General features: G+C 65.4%; 21 protein-coding genes and 1 pseudogene. 13 read left to right on the forward strand and 9 right to left on the reverse strand.

Features of this window, described 5'->3' with window-relative positions; genetic code table 11:
• Nucleotides 1-64 precede the first annotated feature (64 nt).
• The 6 genes from BLR75_RS25125 to BLR75_RS25150 form a co-directional block, all read right to left on the reverse strand.
• Complete coding sequence (locus BLR75_RS25125; RefSeq protein ID WP_084315023.1) at nucleotides 65-1,558, reverse strand: RNA polymerase factor sigma-54; 1,494 nt, start codon at nucleotides 1,556-1,558, stop codon at nucleotides 65-67.
• Between the two features lie 212 nt (nucleotides 1,559-1,770).
• Complete coding sequence (gene lptB, locus BLR75_RS25130) at nucleotides 1,771-2,496, reverse strand: LPS export ABC transporter ATP-binding protein (RefSeq protein WP_084315024.1); 726 nt, start codon at nucleotides 2,494-2,496, stop codon at nucleotides 1,771-1,773.
• Entirely contained in the window at nucleotides 2,496-3,032 is a 537-nt protein-coding gene (gene lptA / locus BLR75_RS25135) for a lipopolysaccharide transport periplasmic protein LptA (protein ID WP_084315025.1), read from the reverse strand. Before lptA ends, lptB begins: the two co-directional genes overlap by 1 nt.
• The gene (lptC, locus tag BLR75_RS25140) at nucleotides 3,019-3,591 is read right to left on the reverse strand and encodes an LPS export ABC transporter periplasmic protein LptC (RefSeq protein ID WP_084315026.1); all 573 of its coding nucleotides are present in this window, start codon (nucleotides 3,589-3,591) and stop codon (nucleotides 3,019-3,021) included. Before lptC ends, lptA begins: the two co-directional genes overlap by 14 nt.
• Nucleotides 3,592-3,600: 9 nt before the next feature.
• The gene (locus BLR75_RS25145) at nucleotides 3,601-4,125 is read right to left on the reverse strand and encodes a KdsC family phosphatase (protein WP_084315027.1); all 525 of its coding nucleotides are present in this window, start codon (nucleotides 4,123-4,125) and stop codon (nucleotides 3,601-3,603) included.
• Nucleotides 4,126-5,100: a KpsF/GutQ family sugar-phosphate isomerase gene (locus BLR75_RS25150; RefSeq protein ID WP_084315028.1), complete on the reverse strand. Its 975-nt coding sequence runs from the start codon at nucleotides 5,098-5,100 to the stop codon at nucleotides 4,126-4,128.
• A gap of 243 nt (nucleotides 5,101-5,343) precedes the next feature.
• On the opposite strand from BLR75_RS25150, the gene BLR75_RS25155 reads away from it, so the two are divergent.
• The 10 genes from BLR75_RS25155 to hisC all read left to right on the forward strand — a co-directional run bounded on the left by BLR75_RS25155 (nucleotide 5,344) and on the right by hisC (nucleotide 13,302).
• Nucleotides 5,344-6,153, forward strand: coding sequence for an ATP-binding cassette domain-containing protein (locus tag BLR75_RS25155; RefSeq protein WP_084315029.1), 810 nt, complete (start codon nucleotides 5,344-5,346; stop codon nucleotides 6,151-6,153).
• On the forward strand, nucleotides 6,153-6,950 hold the full coding sequence (mlaE, locus tag BLR75_RS25160; RefSeq protein WP_084315030.1) for a lipid asymmetry maintenance ABC transporter permease subunit MlaE: 798 nt from the start codon (nucleotides 6,153-6,155) through the stop codon (nucleotides 6,948-6,950). The genes BLR75_RS25155 and mlaE overlap by 1 nt, the downstream gene beginning before the upstream one ends.
• Nucleotides 6,950-7,426: an outer membrane lipid asymmetry maintenance protein MlaD gene (gene mlaD, locus BLR75_RS25165; protein ID WP_084315031.1), complete on the forward strand. Its 477-nt coding sequence runs from the start codon at nucleotides 6,950-6,952 to the stop codon at nucleotides 7,424-7,426. The genes mlaE and mlaD overlap by 1 nt, the downstream gene beginning before the upstream one ends.
• A gap of 11 nt (nucleotides 7,427-7,437) precedes the next feature.
• A complete protein-coding gene (locus BLR75_RS25170) occupies nucleotides 7,438-8,094 on the forward strand; it encodes an MlaC/ttg2D family ABC transporter substrate-binding protein (protein WP_084315045.1) in 657 nt (218 codons plus the stop codon).
• Nucleotides 8,091-8,402, forward strand: coding sequence for an STAS domain-containing protein (locus BLR75_RS25175; RefSeq protein ID WP_084315032.1), 312 nt, complete (start codon nucleotides 8,091-8,093; stop codon nucleotides 8,400-8,402). The genes BLR75_RS25170 and BLR75_RS25175 overlap by 4 nt, the downstream gene beginning before the upstream one ends.
• A 116-nt stretch (nucleotides 8,403-8,518) precedes the next feature.
• Complete coding sequence (locus tag BLR75_RS25180) at nucleotides 8,519-8,758, forward strand: BolA family protein (protein ID WP_084315033.1); 240 nt, start codon at nucleotides 8,519-8,521, stop codon at nucleotides 8,756-8,758.
• Nucleotides 8,759-8,779: 21 nt separating this feature from the next.
• Nucleotides 8,780-10,045 carry a UDP-N-acetylglucosamine 1-carboxyvinyltransferase gene (gene murA, locus BLR75_RS25185; RefSeq protein WP_084315034.1) on the forward strand — a complete coding sequence of 422 codons (1,266 nt, stop codon included), beginning with the start codon at nucleotides 8,780-8,782 and terminating at the stop codon, nucleotides 10,043-10,045.
• Between the two features lie 18 nt (nucleotides 10,046-10,063).
• On the forward strand, nucleotides 10,064-10,699 hold the full coding sequence (gene hisG, locus BLR75_RS25190) for an ATP phosphoribosyltransferase (protein WP_084315035.1): 636 nt from the start codon (nucleotides 10,064-10,066) through the stop codon (nucleotides 10,697-10,699).
• A 126-nt stretch (nucleotides 10,700-10,825) separates the two neighbouring features.
• Nucleotides 10,826-12,136 carry a histidinol dehydrogenase gene (hisD, locus tag BLR75_RS25195; protein WP_084315036.1) on the forward strand — a complete coding sequence of 437 codons (1,311 nt, stop codon included), beginning with the start codon at nucleotides 10,826-10,828 and terminating at the stop codon, nucleotides 12,134-12,136.
• 110 nt (nucleotides 12,137-12,246) lie between these two features.
• Complete coding sequence (gene hisC / locus BLR75_RS25200; protein WP_084315037.1) at nucleotides 12,247-13,302, forward strand: histidinol-phosphate transaminase; 1,056 nt, start codon at nucleotides 12,247-12,249, stop codon at nucleotides 13,300-13,302.
• 51 nt (nucleotides 13,303-13,353) lie between these two features.
• Here hisC and algW read toward each other — a convergent pair whose 3' ends face one another.
• Nucleotides 13,354-14,508, reverse strand: coding sequence for a Do family serine endopeptidase AlgW (algW, locus tag BLR75_RS25205; RefSeq protein WP_084315038.1), 1,155 nt, complete (start codon nucleotides 14,506-14,508; stop codon nucleotides 13,354-13,356).
• 116 nt (nucleotides 14,509-14,624) lie between these two features.
• Here algW and BLR75_RS25210 point away from each other — a divergent pair, with 116 nt between their 5' ends.
• Nucleotides 14,625-15,383 carry a Nif3-like dinuclear metal center hexameric protein gene (locus BLR75_RS25210; protein WP_084315039.1) on the forward strand — a complete coding sequence of 253 codons (759 nt, stop codon included), beginning with the start codon at nucleotides 14,625-14,627 and terminating at the stop codon, nucleotides 15,381-15,383.
• A gap of 26 nt (nucleotides 15,384-15,409) precedes the next feature.
• Here BLR75_RS25210 and mltB read toward each other — a convergent pair whose 3' ends face one another.
• Nucleotides 15,410-16,522: a lytic murein transglycosylase B gene (gene mltB / locus BLR75_RS25215; RefSeq protein WP_084315040.1), complete on the reverse strand. Its 1,113-nt coding sequence runs from the start codon at nucleotides 16,520-16,522 to the stop codon at nucleotides 15,410-15,412.
• 267 nt (nucleotides 16,523-16,789) lie between these two features.
• On the opposite strand from mltB, the gene cysD reads away from it, so the two are divergent.
• The gene (gene cysD, locus BLR75_RS25220) at nucleotides 16,790-17,707 is read left to right on the forward strand and encodes a sulfate adenylyltransferase subunit CysD (protein ID WP_084315041.1); all 918 of its coding nucleotides are present in this window, start codon (nucleotides 16,790-16,792) and stop codon (nucleotides 17,705-17,707) included.
• 12 nt (nucleotides 17,708-17,719) lie between these two features.
• Complete coding sequence (cysN, locus tag BLR75_RS25225) at nucleotides 17,720-19,621, forward strand: sulfate adenylyltransferase subunit CysN (RefSeq protein ID WP_084315042.1); 1,902 nt, start codon at nucleotides 17,720-17,722, stop codon at nucleotides 19,619-19,621.
• Nucleotides 19,622-19,672: 51 nt separating this feature from the next.
• Here cysN and BLR75_RS25230 read toward each other — a convergent pair.
• Nucleotides 19,673-20,002: pseudogene (locus BLR75_RS25230) on the reverse strand (IS4 family transposase); the annotation flags it as partial.

Here is a 20,002-nt window from a genome sequence, read left to right on the forward strand (position 1 = left end):
GTTACCCGTGTAAAAGTGGCAGGTTAATCAACCTGCCGCCGGATCACTTTGGTGTGGGTCAACGTCATATCAGCCGCTTGCGTTCGCTCGAGGGGGCAATCCCTAGGGATTCTCGATACTTGGCGACGGTACGACGTGCCACCTGAATGCCCTGTGCCTCCAGTAAACCAGCGATCTTGCTGTCGCTCAATGGCTTTTTCGGACTTTCTGCCGCAACCAGTTTCTTGATGATGGCGCGGATCGCGGTGGACGAGCATTCGCCGCCTTCGGAGGTGCTGACGTGGCTGGAGAAGAAGTACTTCAGCTCGAAGATGCCGCGCGGCGTATGCATGAATTTCTGCGTGGTGACCCGTGAAATGGTCGACTCGTGCATGCCCACCGCCTCGGCGATGTCGTGCAGCACCAGCGGCTTCATGGCTTCCTCGCCGTAGTCGAGGAAGCCGCGCTGATGCTCGACGATCTGCGTGGCGACCTTCATCAGCGTCTCGTTGCGGCTCTGCAGGCTCTTGATGAACCAGCGCGCCTCCTGCAGCTGGTTGCGCATGAAGGTGTTGTCCGCGCTGGCGTCGGCGCGGCGCACCAGGCCGGCGTACTGCGGATTGACGCGCAGGCGCGGCATCGCTTCCTGGTTCAGCTCCACCAGCCAGCGGTCGTTGTGCTTGCGCACGATGACGTCCGGAACCACGTATTCCGCTTCGCCGGATTCGATCTGCGAGCCCGGCCGCGGGTGCAGCGACTGGATCAGCTCGACGATCTCGCGCAGTTCGTCCTCCTTGACCCGCATGCGCCGCATCAGCTGGCTGTAGTCGCGGCTGCCGAGCAGGTCGAGGTGGTCGCCGACCAGGCGCTGCGCCTCGGCCAGGAACGGCGTGTCGGCGGGCATCTGGCGCAGTTGCAGGAGCAGGCATTCGCGCAGGTTGCGCGCGCCCACGCCGGCGGGTTCGAGCTGCTGGATGCGGCGCAGGACGACTTCGACCTCGTCCATCTCCACGCCCAGTTCCGGATCGATGGAAGAGAGGATGTCCTCCAGGGACTCCGCCAGGTAGCCGTCGTCATTGATGCCGTCGATGATGCTGAGGGCGATCAGCCGGTCGGTATCGGACATCGGCGTCAGGTTCAGCTGCCACTGCAGGTGGCTCTGCAGGCTCTCGCCGGCCGAGGTGCGGGAGGTGAAGTCCCACTCGTCATCGTCGCTGCTGGGCAGGCTGCTGGCGCTGGTCTGGTAGATGTCTTCCCAGGCGGTGTCCACCGGCAGCTCGTTGGGGATGCGTTCGCCCCATTGTTCCTCGTCGAGGCTGTCGACGGTCGGGGTGGTGGTTTCCTGGAAGCTGGAGTCCTGGGGGGCGGCGTTGCTGTTTTCGGCGCCGTCGGCAAGGGGGTCGCTGCTGTCGAAGTCCTCGCCGTCCTCCTGGCGCTCGAGCATCGGGTTGGATTCCAGCGCTTCCTGAATCTCCTGCTGCAGATCCAGGGTGGAAAGTTGGAGCAGTCGGATGGCCTGTTGCAGCTGCGGAGTCATCGTCAGCTGCTGACCCATCTTGAGGACGAGCGATGGTTTCATGGCAGGAACTAGGCACCTTGTTCGCTGGCGCGGGAAGCGCCATATCCACGGCTGCGGACGCCGGAATGGGAACTCGGGCGCCGCGAGGAGAAGCAAATTATATGCCTGAGTTTCCGGGGTTTGCCTAGAGCAATCCTGATTTATTACGAGGACATTTCAGACGAAGGGCGCAGAAGGAAATCCCCGGCGCTTTCGGCCGGGGATGGAGGGGGTCAGAGACGGAACTCGTGTCCCAGATAGACTTCCTTGACCAGGTCGTTGGCCAGGATGGTGGCGGAGTCGCCTTCGGCGATCAGCTGGCCGTCGTTGACGATGTAGGCGGTCTCGCAGATATCCAGGGTCTCGCGGACGTTGTGATCGGTGATCAGTACGCCGATGCCCTTGTTCTTGAGGTGGTGGATGATCTGCTTGATGTCGTTGACCGAGATCGGGTCGACGCCGGCGAAGGGTTCGTCGAGAAGGATGAATTTCGGCGCGCTGGCCAGGGCCCGGGCGATCTCCACGCGGCGCCGCTCGCCGCCGGACAGGCTCATGCCGAGGTTGTCGCGGATGTGGTGGATGTGGAATTCCTCGAGCAGGCCTTCCAGCGCCTGCTGGCGCCCGGCGCGATCGAGATCGGCGCGGGTTTCCAGGATCGCCATGATGTTGTCGGCCACCGACAGCTTGCGGAAGATCGAGGCTTCCTGCGGCAGATAGCCGATGCCGGAGCGGGCGCGGCCGTGCATCGGCAGGTGGGTGACGTCCTGCTCGTCGATGCGCACCACGCCCTGGTCGGCGCGGATCAGCCCGACGATCATGTAGAAGCAGGTGGTCTTGCCGGCGCCGTTCGGGCCGAGAAGGCCGACGATCTGCCCGCTTTCGATGCTCATGCTGACATCACGGACGACCTGGCGGCCTTTGTAACTCTTGGCGAGGTGCTGGGCTTTGAGCGTAGCCATTACTGCGCTTGATCCTGCTTCTTCTTGGGCTGGATGACCATGTCGATGCGCGGCCGCGGCGTGGTGACCTGGGAGCCCGTGGCTCGGCCGGCGTTGACGATCTGGCGCTGGGTGTCATAGACGATCTTCTCGCCTTCGAAGGTGTTGCCTTCCTGGATCACCTTGGCCTGGTCGATCAGGATCACGCGATTCTGCGTCACGAAATACTGGATGGTGATGCCGTAGGCCTGGGTGATCGGCTTGTCCACCTCGGGCTTCTGCTCGAAGTAGGCGGGCTTGCCCACCGAGGTGACGATCTCGATGTCGCCCTCCTTGTTCTGCTTGAGCGTGACGGTGTGGCCGGTCAGCTTCATGCTGCCCTGGGTCACGATCACGTCGCCGCGATAGACGGCGACCCCCTGCCGGTCATCCAGTTCGGCGCTGTCGGCCTGGACCCGGATGGGCTGCTCGCGGTCCGTCGGCAGGGCCCAGGCGGCTGGGCTGCCGATGGCTGCGGCGAGGCTGAGAAGTAAGGGAAGGGTGTTAACGAGCCTCATGCTGACCTCTTACATTGGACAGCAGGAGCATCCGGCTGTCTTTCAGATACGCTTTCATTCCTTTCGCCGTGGTCACCCCGCTGGGTTCCTCGATCCGCACGGGCTGCTCGGTCTGCGCAAGGTCGTCGTCGGGGAAGACCGTCAGGCGCGTGGTGGTGAGCAGCAGCGAGCGCCCCTTGGCGTCGGTGCGGGCCACCCGGACGTCGTCGATCAGTTCCACCTGCTTGCCGCCGGGGGCGACCTCGGCGCGCACGCTCTGCACATGCCAGGGCTGCGGCTCGTCGCGGTAGATGTACAGGTCCGGCGTGGTCACGTCGGTGATGTCGGTGGCCTTCTGGTGTTCCAGTTTCTCGGCGGTCATCTCGTACTCGAGCGATCCGTCGGCGCGGTACTGGATGCTGTGCGCGTTCATCGCGTAATAGTCGATGGCCTCGCTGGGCTGCGGCCTGGGTTGTCCCTCGCTGAACAGGTCGAGGCGGACGTTCCAGTAGTAGCCGAGGGCGATCAGCAGTACCGCGATCAGGATCAGCAGGAGCTTTTGACGGAGAGTCTTCGGCATTGGTCGGCTCTAGAGATAGGCACCTTGCGCGGCTTCGAGATTGCCCTGGGCGTCGAGGATCAGCTCGCAGAACTCCCGCGCCGCGCCTTCGCCGCCGCGCGCCTGGGTCACCCCGTGGGCGTGCCGGCGCACGAACGCGTCCGCATTGGCCACGGCCATGCCCAGGCCGACCCGGCGGATCACCGGCAGGTCGGGCAGGTCGTCGCCCAGGTAGGCGACTTCCTCATAGCCTAGCCCGAGTTCGGCGAGCAGTTGGTCGAGCACCACCAGTTTGTCCTCGCGGCCCTGGTACAGGTGCTGGATGCCCAGGTTCTGCGCGCGGCGTTCCACCACCGGGCTCTTGCGCCCGCTGATGATCGCGGTCTGCACGCCGGAGGCGATGAGCATCTTGATGCCGTGACCGTCCAGGGTGTTGAAGGTCTTGAATTCGCCGCCGTCGGGCAGGAAATACAGCTTGCCGTCGGTCAGTACGCCGTCGACGTCGAATACCGCCAGGCGCACGGCCAGGGCGCGTTGCAGCAGTTCTGCGCTCATTCAGATCACCCCGGCGCGGGTCAGGTCGTGGATGTGCAGGACGCCGACCGGACGGTCGTCCTCGTCGACCACCACGAGGGCGCTGATCTTGTGGTCGTCCATGATCTTCAGCGCTTCGGCGGCGAGCATTTCCGGGCGCGCCGTCTTGCCGTGCACGGTCATCACCTGCTCGATGCTGGTCTGGCGGACGTCCAGGCCCTTGTCGAGGGTGCGGCGCAGGTCGCCGTCGGTGAAGATGCCGGCGAGCCGGCCGGCGTCGTCGAGGATCACGGTCATGCCCAGGCCCTTGCGGGTCATCTCCAGCAGCGCGCCGCTGAGCGAGGTGCCGAGGGAGACCTGCGGCAGCCCCTCGCCGACGTGCATGACGTTCTCCACCTTCAGCAGCAGGCGGCGGCCCAGGGCTCCGCCCGGGTGGGAGAAGGCGAAGTCCTCGGCGGTGAAGCCGCGCGCTTCCAGCAGGGCGATGGCCAGGGCGTCGCCGAGCACCAGCGATACGGTGGTGGAGGAGGTCGGCGCGAGGTTGAGCGGGCAGGCTTCATGGGCGACGCTGGCGTCGAGATTGACCACCGCAGCCTGGGCCAGCGGCGATTCGGGGTTGCCGGTCATGCTGATCAGGACGATGCCGAGGCGCTTGATCAGCGGCAGCAGCGTGACGATCTCGGCGGTTGAACCGGAGTTGGACAGGGCCAGGACCATGTCGTCGCGGGTGATCATGCCCATGTCGCCGTGGCTGGCCTCGGCCGGGTGCACGAAGAATGCCGGCGTGCCGGTGCTGGCCAGGGTGGCGGCGATCTTCTTGCCGATGTGCCCGGACTTGCCCATGCCGACCACGACCACGCGGCCCTTGCAGGTCAGCAGCAGTTCGCAGGCCTTGGTGAAATCGCTGCCGATGCGCGCGAGCAGCGCTTCTACCGAATCGCGTTCGAGGCGAATGGTGCGTTGCGCCGACTGAATGAAATCAAGATTCTTGGTCATGTCCGGATAGGCGTAAGGCAAAGTGAAGGGCGAGATTATACCGGGAAAGCGGGAATGGCTCATCACGCGCATGTTCGATATCCGCCGCAGTTCATTGAATCCGCTCCCGAATCGCCCGTTCCGGGTGCTTGGGGCTGGTTGGCGGGCGATGCTATAGTTCGCCGCCTCCGGTCCGCCTTGCAGCGAGTGCTCCGTCGCACCGTGGGCACTTCAAAGGGACAGGGCCGTCTCGCAAGGAGTTCTATGAGCACCGATGAAAAATACGCTGTCGAGTTGAAGGGGGTGACCTTCAAGCGGGGACAGCGTGCGATTTTCGACAACGTGGACATCCGCATCCCGCGCGGCAAGGTCACCGGCATCATGGGGCCTTCCGGGTGCGGCAAGACCACGTTGTTGCGGCTGATTGCCGCCCAGCTGCGCCCGGCCAGCGGCGAGGTCTGGGTCAATGGCCAGAACCTGCCCCAGCTCGCCCGTGGCGACCTGTTCGACATGCGCAAGCAGTTCGGCGTCCTGTTCCAGAGCGGTGCGCTGTTCACCGACCTGGATGTCTTCGAGAACGTCGCCTTCCCGCTGCGGGTGCATACCCAGCTGCCCGAGGAAATGATTCGTGACATTGTTCTGCTGAAGCTGCAGGCGGTCGGATTGCGCGGGGCGGTGGACCTGATGCCGGACGAACTGTCCGGCGGCATGAAGCGGCGGGTCGCACTGGCCCGGGCAATCGCCCTGGACCCGCAGATCCTGATGTACGACGAACCCTTCGTCGGCCAGGACCCGATCGCCATGGGCATGCTGGTGCGCCTGATCCGCATGCTCAACGACGCCCTCGGCATCACCAGCATCGTGGTATCCCATGACCTGGCCGAAACGGCGAGCATCTCCGATTACATCTATATCGTCGGCGATGGGCGCGTGCTGGGGCAGGGTACCCCTGCCGAGCTGAAGGAGCTCGACGATCCGAAGGTGCGCCAGTTCATCAATGGCCTGATGGACGGTCCGGTGCCCTTCCACTATCCCGCGCGCGACTACCGCGCCGACCTGCTGGGGGAACGCTGATGCGCAAGACTTCACTGCTCGAGCGGATCCGCCTGCTCGGGCGGGCGGGCCTCGATGTGCTCGAGGCGCTCGGCCGCTCCACCCTGTTCCTCGGCCACGCGCTGATCGGCCGCCGCGTGCCCGGCGGCATGGGGCACCTGCTGGTCAAGCAGCTGTACGCGGTGGGTGTGCTGTCGCTGGCGATCATCGTCGTCTCCGGCATCTTCATCGGCATGGTGCTGGCCCTGCAGGGCTACAACATCCTCAAGGACTACGGCTCGGAGCAGGCGGTGGGGCAGATGGTGGCCCTGACCCTGCTGCGCGAACTGGGGCCGGTGGTGACCGGTCTACTGTTCGCCGGCCGCGCGGGTTCGGCGCTGGCCGCCGAGATCGGCAACATGAAGTCCACCGAGCAGCTCTCCAGCCTGGAGATGATCGGCGTCGACCCGCTGCGCTACGTGATCGCGCCGCGCCTGTGGGCCGGCTTCATCTCGATGCCGCTGCTGGCGGTGATCTTCAGCGTGGTCGGCATCTGGGGCGGCGCCGCCGTCGCCGTCGACTGGCTGGGCGTATACGAGGGTTCCTTCTGGTCGAACATGCAGAACAGCGTGCAGTTCGGCGAGGATGTGCTCAATGGCGTGATCAAGAGCGTCGTATTCGCTTTCGTGGTGACCTGGATCGCCGTGTTCCAGGGCTATGACTGCGAGCCGACCTCCGAAGGGATCAGCCGCGCGACGACTCGAACCGTGGTCTACGCCTCCCTGGCCGTACTGGGGCTGGACTTCATCCTGACCGCTTTGATGTTTGGAGACTTCTGATGCAAACCCGCACCCTGGAAATCGGTGTAGGCCTGTTTCTTCTCGGAGGCCTGCTGGCCTTCCTGCTTCTGGCCCTGCGCGTGAGCGGGCTGACGGTCGGCGAAAGCGGCGACACCTACAAGCTGTACGCCTATTTCGACAACATCTCCGGCGTCACCGTGCGCGGCAAGGTCACCATGGCCGGCGTCACCATCGGCAAGGTGACCGCCATCGATCTCGATCGCGACAGCTATACCGGCCGAGTGACCATGGAAATCAGCAAGAAGGTGGACAACCTGCCGGTGGATTCCACCGCCTCGATCCTCACCGCCGGCCTGCTGGGCGAGAAGTACATCGGCATCAGCGTCGGCGGTGAAGAGGAACTGCTGAAGGATGGCGGTGTCATTCGCGACACCCAGTCCGCTCTGGTTCTGGAGGACCTGATCGGCAAATTCCTGCTGAATTCGGTCAATAAAGAAGAGCCCAAGAAAGAATGAGGATGAATGCCATGCTGACTCTGATTCGTCGCGGCCTGCTGGTCCTGCTCGCGGTGATGCCGCTGTTCGCCAATGCCGTCGCGCAGGACGCGCGGCAGGTGGTCCAGCAGACGGTGGACAGCCTGCTCTCGGACCTGAAGGCCAACAAGGCCGCCTACAAGCAGGATCCCAAGGCGCTGTACGCCTCGCTCGAGCGGATTCTCGGCCCGGTGGTGGATGCCGAGGGAATCGCCAAGGGCGTGATGACCGTGAAGTACTCGCGCAAGGCGTCTCCCGAGCAGATCAAGCGCTTCGAGGAGACCTTCAAGTCCAGCCTGATGCAGTTCTACGGCAACGCCCTGCTGGAGTACGACAACCAGGACATCCGCGTGCTGCCGGCCAGCGGCAAGCAGGATCCGGAGCGCACTTCGGTGAACATGGAGATTCGCGGCAGCAGCGGCGCCATCTACCCGGTGCAGTACACCATGGTCAACCATGACGGCAACTGGCGCCTGCGCAACGTGATCATCAACGGCATCAACATCGGCAAGCTGTTCCGCGACCAGTTCGCCGACGCCATGCAGAAGAACGGCAACGACCTGGAGAAGACCATCGCCGGCTGGGGCCAGGTGGTCGCCAACGCCAAGGACGCCGCCAAGGGCCAGCCCCAGGGAGGCGCGGCTGAATGACCAGCCAGGCGAGCGTCAGCGAAACCGCCGCCGGCGAACTCAGGCTGGCGGGCGTGATCGACTACAGCACCGGTCCCGCGCTGCGCGAGGAAGGCCGGCGCCTGATCAGGGCGAGCCGGCCGGTGGCGCTGTCGGTGGATTGTTCCGCGGTGGAAAGGTCCAGCAGCGTCGGGCTGTCCCTGCTGCTGGCCTACCTGCGCGACGCGCGCAAGGCCGGCAAGACCCTGCGCGTCCGCCGGTTGCCGGCGGACATGCGCAAGATCGCCCAGGTCAGCGGCCTGCTGGAAATCCTGCCGCTGCAGGACTGAGTCCCGAGGGGCGAATGGCCCTCCGTCCGCGACTTCCCCATCCGGGGTTCGCAGGCGGGGGGCTTTTTTGTATCATTGCCGGCCCCGCGCGCGTTGGGCGCCGATTGAGGTTGAGCATGCAGGCCGTAGAAGTCAAAAGTCTCCTGGAAGCGAAGCTGCCGGGTACCCAGGTCGAAGTGGAAGGTGAAGGCTGCAATTTCCAGCTGAACCTGGTCAGCGACGAACTGGCCGGCATGAGCCCGGTGAAGCGTCAGCAGCAGGTCTATGCCCAGCTGAACCCCTGGATCGCCGATGGCAGCATCCACGCCGTCACCATGAAATTCTTCAGCCGCGCCGCCTGGGCCGAGCGTTCCTGAGCCCTCGGGGAAATCATTGCCATGGATAAACTGATCATTACCGGCGGTTCGCCCCTCGACGGCGAAATCCGCATTTCCGGCGCGAAGAACTCCGCGCTGCCGATCCTCGCCGCCACCCTGCTGGCGGATACGCCGGTCACCGTCGGCAACCTGCCGCACCTGCACGACATCACCACCATGATCGAGCTGTTCGGCCGCATGGGCGTGCAGCCGGTGATCGACGAGAAACTCAACGTCGAAGTCGACGCCAACAGCATCAAGACCCTGGTCGCGCCCTACGAGCTGGTGAAGACCATGCGTGCGTCGATCCTGGTGCTCGGCCCGATGGTCGCGCGCTTCGGCGAGGCCGAAGTGGCGCTGCCGGGCGGTTGCGCCATCGGTTCGCGTCCGGTCGACCTGCACATCCGCGGCCTCGAGGCGATGGGCGCGGAGATCACCGTCGAGGGCGGCTACATCAAGGCCAAGGCCCCGGCCGGCGGCCTGCGTGGCGCGCACTTCTTCTTCGATACCGTCAGCGTGACCGGTACCGAGAACATCATGATGGCCGCGGCGCTGGCCAACGGTCGCAGCGTGCTGGAAAACGCCGCCCGCGAGCCGGAAGTGGTCGACCTGGCCAACTGCCTGATCGCCATGGGCGCGCAGATCCAGGGCGCCGGCACCGACACCATCATCATCGATGGCGTCAAGCGCCTGGGCGGCGCCCACTACAACGTGCTGCCCGACCGTATCGAGACCGGCACCTACCTAGTCGCCGCCGCCGCCACCCGTGGCCGCGTCAAGCTCAAGGACACCGATCCGACCATCCTCGAAGCCGTGTTGCTGAAGCTGGAAGAGGCGGGCGCGCACATCAATGCCGGCGACAACTGGATCGAGCTGGACATGAAGGGCAACCGGCCGAAGGCGGTGAACATCCGCACCGCGCCGTACCCGGCATTCCCCACCGACATGCAGGCCCAGTTCATCTCGATGAACGCCGTGGCCGAAGGCACCGGCGCGGTGATCGAAACGGTGTTCGAGAACCGCTTCATGCACGTCTATGAAATGAACCGCATGGGCGCGCAGATCCTGGTCGAGGGCAACACCGCCATCGTCACCGGCGTGCCGCAGCTGAAGGGCGCCCCGGTGATGGCCACCGACCTGCGTGCGTCCGCCAGCCTGGTGATCGCCGGCCTGGTCGCCGAGGGCGACACCCTGATCGACCGCATCTACCACATCGACCGTGGTTACGAGTGCATCGAAGAGAAACTCCAGCTGCTCGGCGCGAAGATCCGCCGGGTACCGGGCTAACGGGGGCCGCTGCCGCTCATGCTGACCATCGCGCTGTCCAAGGGCCGCATCCTCGACGACACCCTGCCGCTGCTCGCCGCGGCAGGCATAGTGCCGACCGAGAATCCGGACAAGAGCCGCAAGCTGATCATTCCCACCACGCTGGATGACGTGCGCCTGCTGATCGTCCGCGCCACCGACGTGCCGACCTATGTCGAGAACGGCGCCGCCGACCTCGGCGTGGCCGGCAAGGACGTGCTCATGGAGTACGGCGGCCAGGGGCTTTACGAGCCGCTGGACCTGCGCATCGCCAACTGCAGGCTGATGACCGCCGGCGCGGTCGGCGCGGCCGAGCCCAAGGGCCGACTGCGGGTGGCCACCAAGTTCGTCAACGTCGCCAAGCGCTACTACTCCGAGCAGGGCCGGCAGGTCGACGTGATCAAGCTGTACGGCTCGATGGAGCTGGCACCGCTGGTCGGCCTGGCCGACAAGATCATCGACGTGGTCGACACCGGCAACACCCTGCGCGCCAACGGCCTGGAGCCGCAGGAACTGATCGCCACGATCAGCTCCCGGCTGATCGTCAACAAGGCGTCGATGAAGATGCAGCACGCGCGCATCCAGGCGCTGATCGATACCCTGCGCGAAGCCGTGGAGTCTCGACACCGGGCGTGATCCATAGCGCGGCGAGCAGCCGCGCCCGCCTATCCGTGTCATAGCCAAATTTTCTCGGGTGCCCGCACGGTGGGCTTGGTAGTCTGTCGGCGCCCGAGATCACGCTATCCATTAAGAGGCCCAGCTATGACCGCACCCTTCGCTATCCGCCGACTCAATGCCGCTGATCCGGACTTCGCGCGTCATCTGGACCATCTGCTCTCCTGGGAAAGCGTTTCCGACGACGCCGTCAACCAGCGCGTGCTGGACATCATCGCTGCCGTGCGCAGTCGTGGCGACGCCGCCGTGGTGGAGTTCACCCAGCGTTTCGATGGTGTCGAAGCCAAATCCATGGCCGACCTGATCCTGCCGCGCGAGCGCCTCGAACTGGCCCTGACCCGCATCACCCCGGCCCAGCGCGAAGCCCTGGAAACCGCCGCGGCGCGGGTGCGCAGCTACCACGAGAAGCAGAAGCAGGACTCCTGGCGCTACACCGAGGCCGACGGCACCGTGCTCGGCCAGCAGGTCACCCCGCTGGATCGCGCCGGCCTGTACGTGCCGGGCGGCAAGGCGTCCTACCCGTCCTCGGTGCTGATGAACGCGATTCCGGCCAAGGTCGCCGGCGTCGCCGAAGTGGTCATGGTGGTGCCGACCCCGCGTGGCGAGATCAACGAGATCGTCCTCGCCGCCGCCTGCATCGCCGGTGTCGACCGCGTCTTCACCATCGGCGGCGCCCAGGCCGTGGCCGCGCTGGCCTACGGCACCGAGAGCGTGCCGCAGGTCGACAAGATCGTCGGTCCGGGCAACATCTACGTCGCCACCGCCAAGCGCCATGTGTTCGGCCAGGTCGGCATCGACATGATCGCCGGCCCCTCGGAAATCCTCGTGGTCTGCGACGGCGGCACCGATCCGGACTGGATCGCCATGGACCTGTTCTCCCAGGCCGAGCACGACGAGGACGCCCAGGCGATCCTGGTCAGCCCGGATGCGGCCTTCCTCGACAAGGTCGCGGCGAGCATCGACAAGCTGCTGCCGACCATGGAGCGCGCCGAGATCATCCGCACCTCGCTGCAGAACCGCGGCGCGCTGGTCCTGGTCGCCGACCAGGAGCAGGCCTGCCAGGTCGCCAACCGCATCGCCCCGGAACACCTGGAGCTGTCGGTGGCCGATCCGGAAAGCTGGCTGCCGAAGATCCGCCACGCCGGCGCCATCTTCATGGGCCGCTACACCGCCGAGGCCCTGGGCGACTACTGCGCCGGGCCGAACCACGTGCTGCCGACCTCCGGCACCGCGCGGTTCTCCTCGCCGCTGGGCGTCTATGACTTCCAGAAGCGCTCGTCGATCATCTTCTGCTCCGCCGACGGCGCCTCGGAGCTGGGCAGGACCGCTTCGGTGCTGGCCCGCGGCGAGTCGCTGACCGCCCACGCGCGCAGCGCCGAGTACCGCATCAAGGGTTGAAAAGCCGATAAAAGCCGCTGGAGGCTGGAGGCTGGACGAAGTGGCTTTTGCTCTTTCGTTCAGCCTTCAGCCTTCGGCCTTCAGCGATTTTTTGAGAGGAGAGAAGGGCGATGAGCAAGTTCTGGAGCCCCTTCGTCAAGGACCTGGTGCCCTACGTGCCGGGCGAGCAGCCGAAACTGGCCAGGCTGGTCAAGCTGAATACCAACGAGAACCCCTATGGCCCGTCGCCGAAGGTCATCGAGGCGATCCGCGCCGCGGCGACCGACGACCTGCGCCTGTACCCGGACCCGAACGCCGACCGCCTGAAGCAGACGGTGGCCGACTACTACGGCGTCAAGCCGGGCCAGGTGTTCGTCGGCAACGGTTCCGACGAGGTGCTGGCGCACGCCTTCCACGCGCTGTTCCAGCACGACAGACCGCTGCTGTTCCCGGACATCACCTACAGCTTCTACCCGGTCTATTGCGGCCTGTACGGCATCGATTTCGAGGCGCTGCCGCTGGACGAACAGTTCCAGATCCGCGTCGAGGACTACCAGCGTCCCAATGGCGGTATCGTCTTCCCCAACCCGAACGCCCCGACCGGCTGCCTGCTGCCGCTGGAGGCCATCGAGCGCCTGCTCCAGGCCAACCCCGACAGCGTGGTGCTGGTGGACGAGGCCTATGTCGACTTCGGCGGCCAGACCGCGATCAGCCTGGTGAGCCGCTACCCCAACCTGCTGGTGGCGCAGACCCTGTCCAAGTCTCGCTCGCTGGCCGGCCTGCGCGTCGGCCTGGCGGTCGGCCACGAGGACCTGATCGAGGCGCTGGAGCGGGTGAAGAACAGCTTCAACTCCTATCCGCTGGATCGTCTGGCGCTGGCCGGTGCGGTGGCCTCCTTCGAGGACGAGGAATACTTCCAGCAGACCTGCCGCGCGGTGATCGACAGCCGCGAGAAGCTGGTCGGCGAACTGCGCGGGCTGGGCTTCGAAGTGCTGCCGTCGGCGGCCAACTTCGTCTTCTCCCGTCATCCGCAGCATGACGCGGCGACCGTCGCTGCCGCCGTGCGCGAGCAGGGTGTGATCGTGCGGCACTTCAAGCAGGAGCGCATCGCCCAGTTCCTGCGCATCAGCATCGGCACCGAGGAGCAGAACCAGGCGCTGCTCGATGCCCTGCATTTGCATCTTTAATAGCTGCACCAACGAAAACGGCGCCTTCGAGGCGCCGTTTTCTTTTCCGCATCAGTTCTGGCTGGGCGGCGGGGCGGGCGGCGGACGCAGGCCGACTTCCGCCTGCAGGGTCACCGGCTCGCCGTTGCGCAGGACTTCCATGGAAATCTGCTTGCCCGGCCGGGTACGCGCCACCTGGTTCATCGAGGAGCGCGGGTTGCCGGCCGCCTCGCCGTCGATGCTGAGGATGATGTCCCCGGCCAGCAGGCCGGCGCGGCCGGCGGGACCGTCGCGATAGACGCCGGCGACCAGGATGCCGGCCTTGTCCTTGAGGCCGAAGGAGTCGGCCAGCTCCGGGGTCAGCGGCTGCACCTCGACGCCCAGCCAGCCGCGGATGACCTGGCCGTGCTCGATGATCGACTTCATTACATCCAGCGCCAGCTTGGTCGGGATGGCGAAGCCGATGCCCTGGGAGCCGCCGGACTTGGAGAAGATCGCCGTGTTGATGCCGATCAGGTTGCCCTTGGCGTCCACCAGCGCGCCGCCGGAGTTGCCCGGGTTGATCGCCGCGTCGGTCTGGATGAAGTCCTCGTAGGTGTTCAGGCCCAGCTGGTTGCGGCCGGTGGCGCTGATGATGCCCATGGTCACGGTCTGGCCGACGCCGAAGGGGTTGCCGATGGCCAGGCAGACATCGCCGGTGTGGATGCCGTCGGAACGGCCGAGCATGATCGACGGCAGGTCCTTGAGATCGATCTTCAGCACCGCCAGGTCGGTCTCCGGGTCGCTGCCGACCAGGCGGGCCAGCGTCTCGCGGCCGTCGCGCAGGGCCACGACTATCTGGTCGGCGCCGGCGGTAACATGGTTGTTGGTCAGCAGGTAGCCTTCCGGGCTCATGATCACCGCCGAACCCAGGCTCGACTCCATGCGCCGCTGGCGGGGCAGGTTGTCGCCGAAGAAGCGGCGGAACAGCGGGTCGTCGAACATCGAGTTGGTCGGCTTGCTGACGACCTTGGTGGTATAGAGGTTGGCCACCGCCGGCGCGGCGCGCAGCACGGCGTCGGAATAGCTCACCGGGCCTTCCTGCAGCTGGCTGAGCAGCGGTGCCTGTTGCAGATGCACTTCCTGCTGCGGCAGGCCGACCCATTCCGGGTTGCGCTGGATGATCAGCAGCGCCAGCAGGACGCCAACCAGCACTGGCCAGCCGAGAAAACGCAGGGCCTTCAGCATAATGGGGTAGATCCTTGGGGGTTGCGAGGCCAGGGGGTGGCCGATATGGTGGCGGCCATTATACGGACGGCCTCGCAAGAAAATAGCCGCCCGGCAAGCTGGTTGGAGGATTGTTCATGGCCATTTCGCTGACTGCCCTGGTGGCGGAAGCCGACCGTTTCCTCGATGCCGCGCGCATCCAGGACTACTGCCCGAACGGGCTGCAGGTGGAAGGGCGGGCCGAGGTACGGCGCATCGTCAGCGGCGTCACCGCCAGCCAGGCGCTGCTGGATGCCGCCGTGGCGGCGGACGCCGATGCGGTGCTGGTCCACCATGGCTACTTCTGGAAGGGCGAGAACCCCTGCGTGGTCGGCATGCGCCAGCGCCGCCTGAAGACGCTGCTGAACCATGACATCAGCCTGCTCGCCTACCACCTGCCGCTGGACATGCATCCGGAGGTGGGCAACAACGTGCAACTGGCGCGTCAGCTAGGCCTGGTCGTCGAGGGGCCGCTGGAGCCGGGCAATCCGCGCTCCATCGTGCTGCTCGGTTCGCTGCCGGAGCCGCAGGAGCCCGCGGCCTTCGCCCGCCACGTGGCCGGCGCATTGTCGCGCGAGCCGCTGCTGGTCGAGGGCGACCGGCCGATCCGCCGCATCGCCTGGTGCACCGGCGGCGCCCAGGGCTACATCGACCAGGCCATCGCCGCCGGGGTGGACGCCTATCTGACCGGCGAGGTCTCCGAGCAGACCGTGCACAGCGCGCGGGAAAACGGCATCAGCTTCATCGCCGCCGGCCACCACGCCACCGAGCGCTATGGCGTGCAGGCGCTGGGCGAGTATCTGAGCCGCCAGTTCGGCATCGAGCACCGGTTCATCGACTGCCCGAATCCGGCCTGAGGCCGGCGCGGCAGGCCCTGAAGCCGTCAGGGCCTGTCGACGCTGGAATAACGCTGGCGAGCGTCCGCCACGGACTGTCCCAGTTGCCACACCGCCATCGCATAGTGCGTGCTGTGGTTGTAGCGGGTGATGGCGTAGAAATTCGGCAGGCCATACCAGTACTGGTAGTTCCGGCCCATGTCCAGGCGCAGCAGGCTCGCCTGCCGGTGGTGGCCGAGCGAGCCCTGCGGACGTAGTCCGGCAGTGGCGAGAACGCCGATCGGGTACTGGGTCTTGAAACCGTTCTCCAGCGAAGGCGCCTGGCCGCTGGCCGGGACGGCGACCCGGTCGCCGGTGGTCCAGCCATGCTGCTTGAAGTAATTGGCGACGCTGCCGATGGCGTCGCGCGGGTTCCACAGGTCGATGTGCCCGTCGCCGTCGAAATCGACCGCATAGCGGGCGAACGAGGAGGGCATGAACTGCCCGTAGCCCATGGCGCCGGCATAGGAACCCTTCCAGGCCAGCGGGTCGGCGCCTTCCTTGCGCGCCAGCAGCAGGAACTGCTCCAGTTCGCCGGAGAAGAACTCGGCGCGCCGTGGATAGGAGAATGCCAGGGTCGCCAGTGCATCGATGATCCGGGTCTTGCCCATGACCCGCCCCCAGCGGGTTTCGACGCCGATGATGCCGACGATGATCTCCGGCGGCACGCCGTAGGTCCTCGACGCGCGCTGCAGCTCGGCTTCGTACTGGTTCCAGAAGGCCACGCCGTTCTGCACGTTGTCCGGGGTGATGAACTTCTTGCGGTAACGCAGCCAGGCGCCGTTCGGGCCGCTGGGCGGGATGTAGCTCGGCGCCTGCCGGTCCATCAGGCGGATGACCCAGTCCAGCCGCTGGGTCCGGCCCAGCAGGTCCTGCAGTTCCTGACGATTGAACTCGTGCCTGCTGACCATCATGTCGATGAAGCGCAGCGCACTGGCGTTGTTGGCGAAATCTCCCCGCAGCGGAACGATCGGCTGCACGGCCCCGAAGGCGGGGTGGGCGCGGGGCGAAATGGCGGTAGGCGGCTGCGGCTTGGGCGCGGGCTGCGGGGCGGGAGTCGGTTTGCTGCTGCATGCCGAAACGAGGATCAGCAACGGCAGAGCGAGAGCGATGCGGCGCATGGGAAGTCTTCTGGAGCACGGGACGGTGATCGCTATGCTAGCGCAGTGGCGGTCGCCGACAAGCTCCGCTCGGAATCCAGATGCTTCTCCAGGTTTCAATTGGCCCCCGGCCTGCGCGACGGCAGCCGGAAAATGACCGCGATTCAGATGGCTATATGGGTATATTTTTTCGGTATAGAAGGCTGGCCGGTTAGAGCCTTGCGCTGTGATAGAGTGCGCCTTCGTCTACGGCCCGCCGGCCGTCCATAAGCAATTCCGTGAGTAGCCATGGTCGACAAACTGACGCATCTGAAACAGCTGGAGGCGGAGAGCATCCATATCATCCGCGAGGTGGCCGCCGAGTTCGATAACCCGGTGATGCTGTACTCGATCGGCAAGGATTCCGCCGTGATGCTGCATCTCGCCCGCAAGGCGTTCTTCCCCGGCAAGCTGCCGTTCCCGGTCATGCACGTCGACACTCAGTGGAAATTCCAGGAGATGTACCGTTTCCGCGACAGGATGGTCGCCGAGATGGGCCTCGACCTGATCACCCACGTCAATCCGGAAGGCGTGGCGCAGGGCATCAACCCCTTCACCCACGGCAGTGCCAAGCACACCGACATCATGAAGACCGAGGGTCTGAAGCAGGCGCTGGACAAGTACGGCTTCGACGCCGCCTTCGGTGGCGCCCGCCGCGACGAGGAGAAGTCCCGCGCCAAGGAGCGCGTCTATTCCTTCCGCGACAGCAAGCACCGCTGGGACCCGAAGAACCAGCGCCCGGAGCTGTGGAACGTCTACAACGGCAAGGTGAAGAAGGGCGAGTCGATCCGCGTCTTCCCGCTGTCCAACTGGACCGAGCTGGACATCTGGCAATACATCTACCTGGAACAGATCCCGATCGTCCCGCTGTACTTCGCCGCCGAGCGCGAGGTCATCGAGAAGAACGGCACGCTGATCATGATCGACGACGAGCGCATCCTCGAGCACCTCACGCCCGAGCAGAAGGCCAGCATCCAGAAGAAGATGGTGCGTTTCCGTACCCTGGGCTGCTACCCGCTGACCGGCGCGGTGGAGTCCACCGCTACCTCGCTGCCGGAAATCATCCAGGAAATGCTGCTGACGCGAACTTCCGAACGCCAGGGCCGGGTCATCGACCACGACGCCGCCGGTTCGATGGAAGAAAAGAAACGTCAGGGCTACTTCTAAGGTTCTCGCACCATGTCGCATCAATCCGATCTGATCAGCGAGGATATCCTCGCCTACCTGGCCCAGCACGAGCGCAAGGAACTGTTGCGCTTCCTCACCTGTGGCAACGTCGACGACGGCAAGAGCACCCTGATCGGCCGCCTGCTGCACGACTCCAAGATGATCTACGAGGATCACCTGGAAGCCATCACCCGCGACTCGAAGAAAGTCGGCACCACCGGCGACGACGTCGACCTGGCGCTGCTGGTGGACGGCCTGCAGGCCGAGCGCGAGCAGGGCATCACCATCGACGTGGCGTACCGCTACTTCAGCACTGCCAAGCGCAAGTTCATCATCGCCGATACCCCCGGCCATGAGCAGTACACCCGCAACATGGCCACCGGCGCGTCCACCTGCGACCTGGCGATCATCCTGGTCGATGCCCGTTACGGCGTGCAGACCCAGACTCGCCGGCACAGCTTCATCGCCTCGCTGCTGGGCATCAAGCACATCGTCGTCGCCATCAACAAGATGGACCTGAAGGATTTCGACCAGGGTGTATTCGAAGCCATCAAGGCCGACTACCTGCAGTTCGCCGATCGCATCCAGCTCAACCCGACATCGATCAACTTCGTGCCGATGTCGGCGCTGAAGGGCGACAACGTCGTCAACAAGTCCGAGCGTTCGCCCTGGTACACCGGCCAGTCGCTGATGGAAATCCTCGAGACCGTCGAGATCGCGGGCGATCGCAACCTCGACGACATGCGCTTCCCGGTGCAGTACGTCAACCGCCCGAACCTGAACTTCCGCGGCTTCGCCGGTACCCTCGCCAGCGGCATCGTGCACAAGGGCGACGAAGTGATGGCGCTGCCGTCGGGCAAGACCAGCAAGGTCAAGTCCATCGTCACCTTCGAAGGCGAGCTGGAATCGGCCATTCCCGGCCAGGCGATCACCCTGACCCTGGAAGACGAGATCGACGTATCCCGCGGCGACATGCTGGTGCATGCCGACAACCGTCCGCAGGTGACCGACGGCTTCGACGCCATGCTGGTGTGGATGTCCGAGGAGCCGATGCTGCCGGGCAAGAAGTACGACATCAAGCGCGCCACCAGCTACGTGCCGGGCTCGATCCCGAGCATCGTGCACAAGGTAGACGTGAACACCCTGGAAGAGGCCTCCGCCAGCGAGCTGAAGCTGAACGAGATCGCCCGGGTCAAGGTCAGCCTGGACGCGTCCATCGCCCTCGACGGTTACGCGCAGAACCGCACCACCGGCGCCTTCATCGTCATCGATCGGCTGACCAACGGCACCGTCGGTGCCGGCATGATCATCGCCGCGCCGAAGTCCGGACATGCCGGGGCCAGCCATCACGGCCAGGGCGCCCATGTCAGCTGCGAGGAGCGCGCCGCGCGCTTCGGCCAGCAGCCGGCTACCGTGCTGTTCAGCGGTCTCTCCGGCGCCGGCAAGAGCACCCTGGCCTACGCCGTGGAGCGCAAGCTGTTCGACATGGGCCGCGCGGTCTACGTGCTGGACGGCCAGAACCTGCGCCACGACCTGAACAAGGGTCTGCCGCAGGATCGCGCCGGTCGCACCGAGAACTGGCGTCGTACCGCGCACGTCGCCAAGCAGTTCAACGAGGCCGGGCTGATCAGCCTGTGTGCCTTCGTCGCCCCCAGCGCCGAAGGCCGCGAGCAGGCCAGGGCGCTGATCGGCGCCGAGCGCCTGATCACCGTCTACGTCCAGGCGTCCCCGCAGGTCTGCCGCGAGCGCGATCCGCAGGGCCTGTACGCCGCCGGCCAGGACAACATCCCCGGCGAGTCCTTCCCCTACGACGTGCCGCTGGATGCCGATCTGCTGATCGACACCCAGAGCCAGTCGGTGGAAGAGGGCGTCAAGGCGGTACTCGACCTGCTGCGCCAGCGCGGCGCGATCTGATCGCCCGCCAAGCGCTATGAAGAAAAAGCCCCGCACCTGCGGTAATGCTGTTCACTTAAGCGGAGCGGCCTTGCGGTTCACCGGGTAGCGAGTCTTTGAGATCTTCACCGTCCTTGGCCTGGTAGGCCTTGGACGGCGATCCAGAAACAGCCCGCCGATCCCGGCCCGCAACTCTGTCAATCGCCTTCCGGTAGCAGAAATCGGATTGGCCGCTGCCATCACGATCAGTTGAACGGCGATGTAGTGGGCTACCGGCTTGAAGCGTATCTCGGATGCTGAGCGGCCGAAGGCCACCGCTGCCTGACTCGCCTCACGGCGAATGACGTTGTAGCTCAGCAGCAACCCCCAGACTTCCTGATAGATAAGCTCGACCTTCTTGCT

The organism is Pseudomonas jinjuensis, assembly GCF_900103845.1.
Lineage (GTDB): Bacteria > Pseudomonadota > Gammaproteobacteria > Pseudomonadales > Pseudomonadaceae > Pseudomonas > Pseudomonas jinjuensis.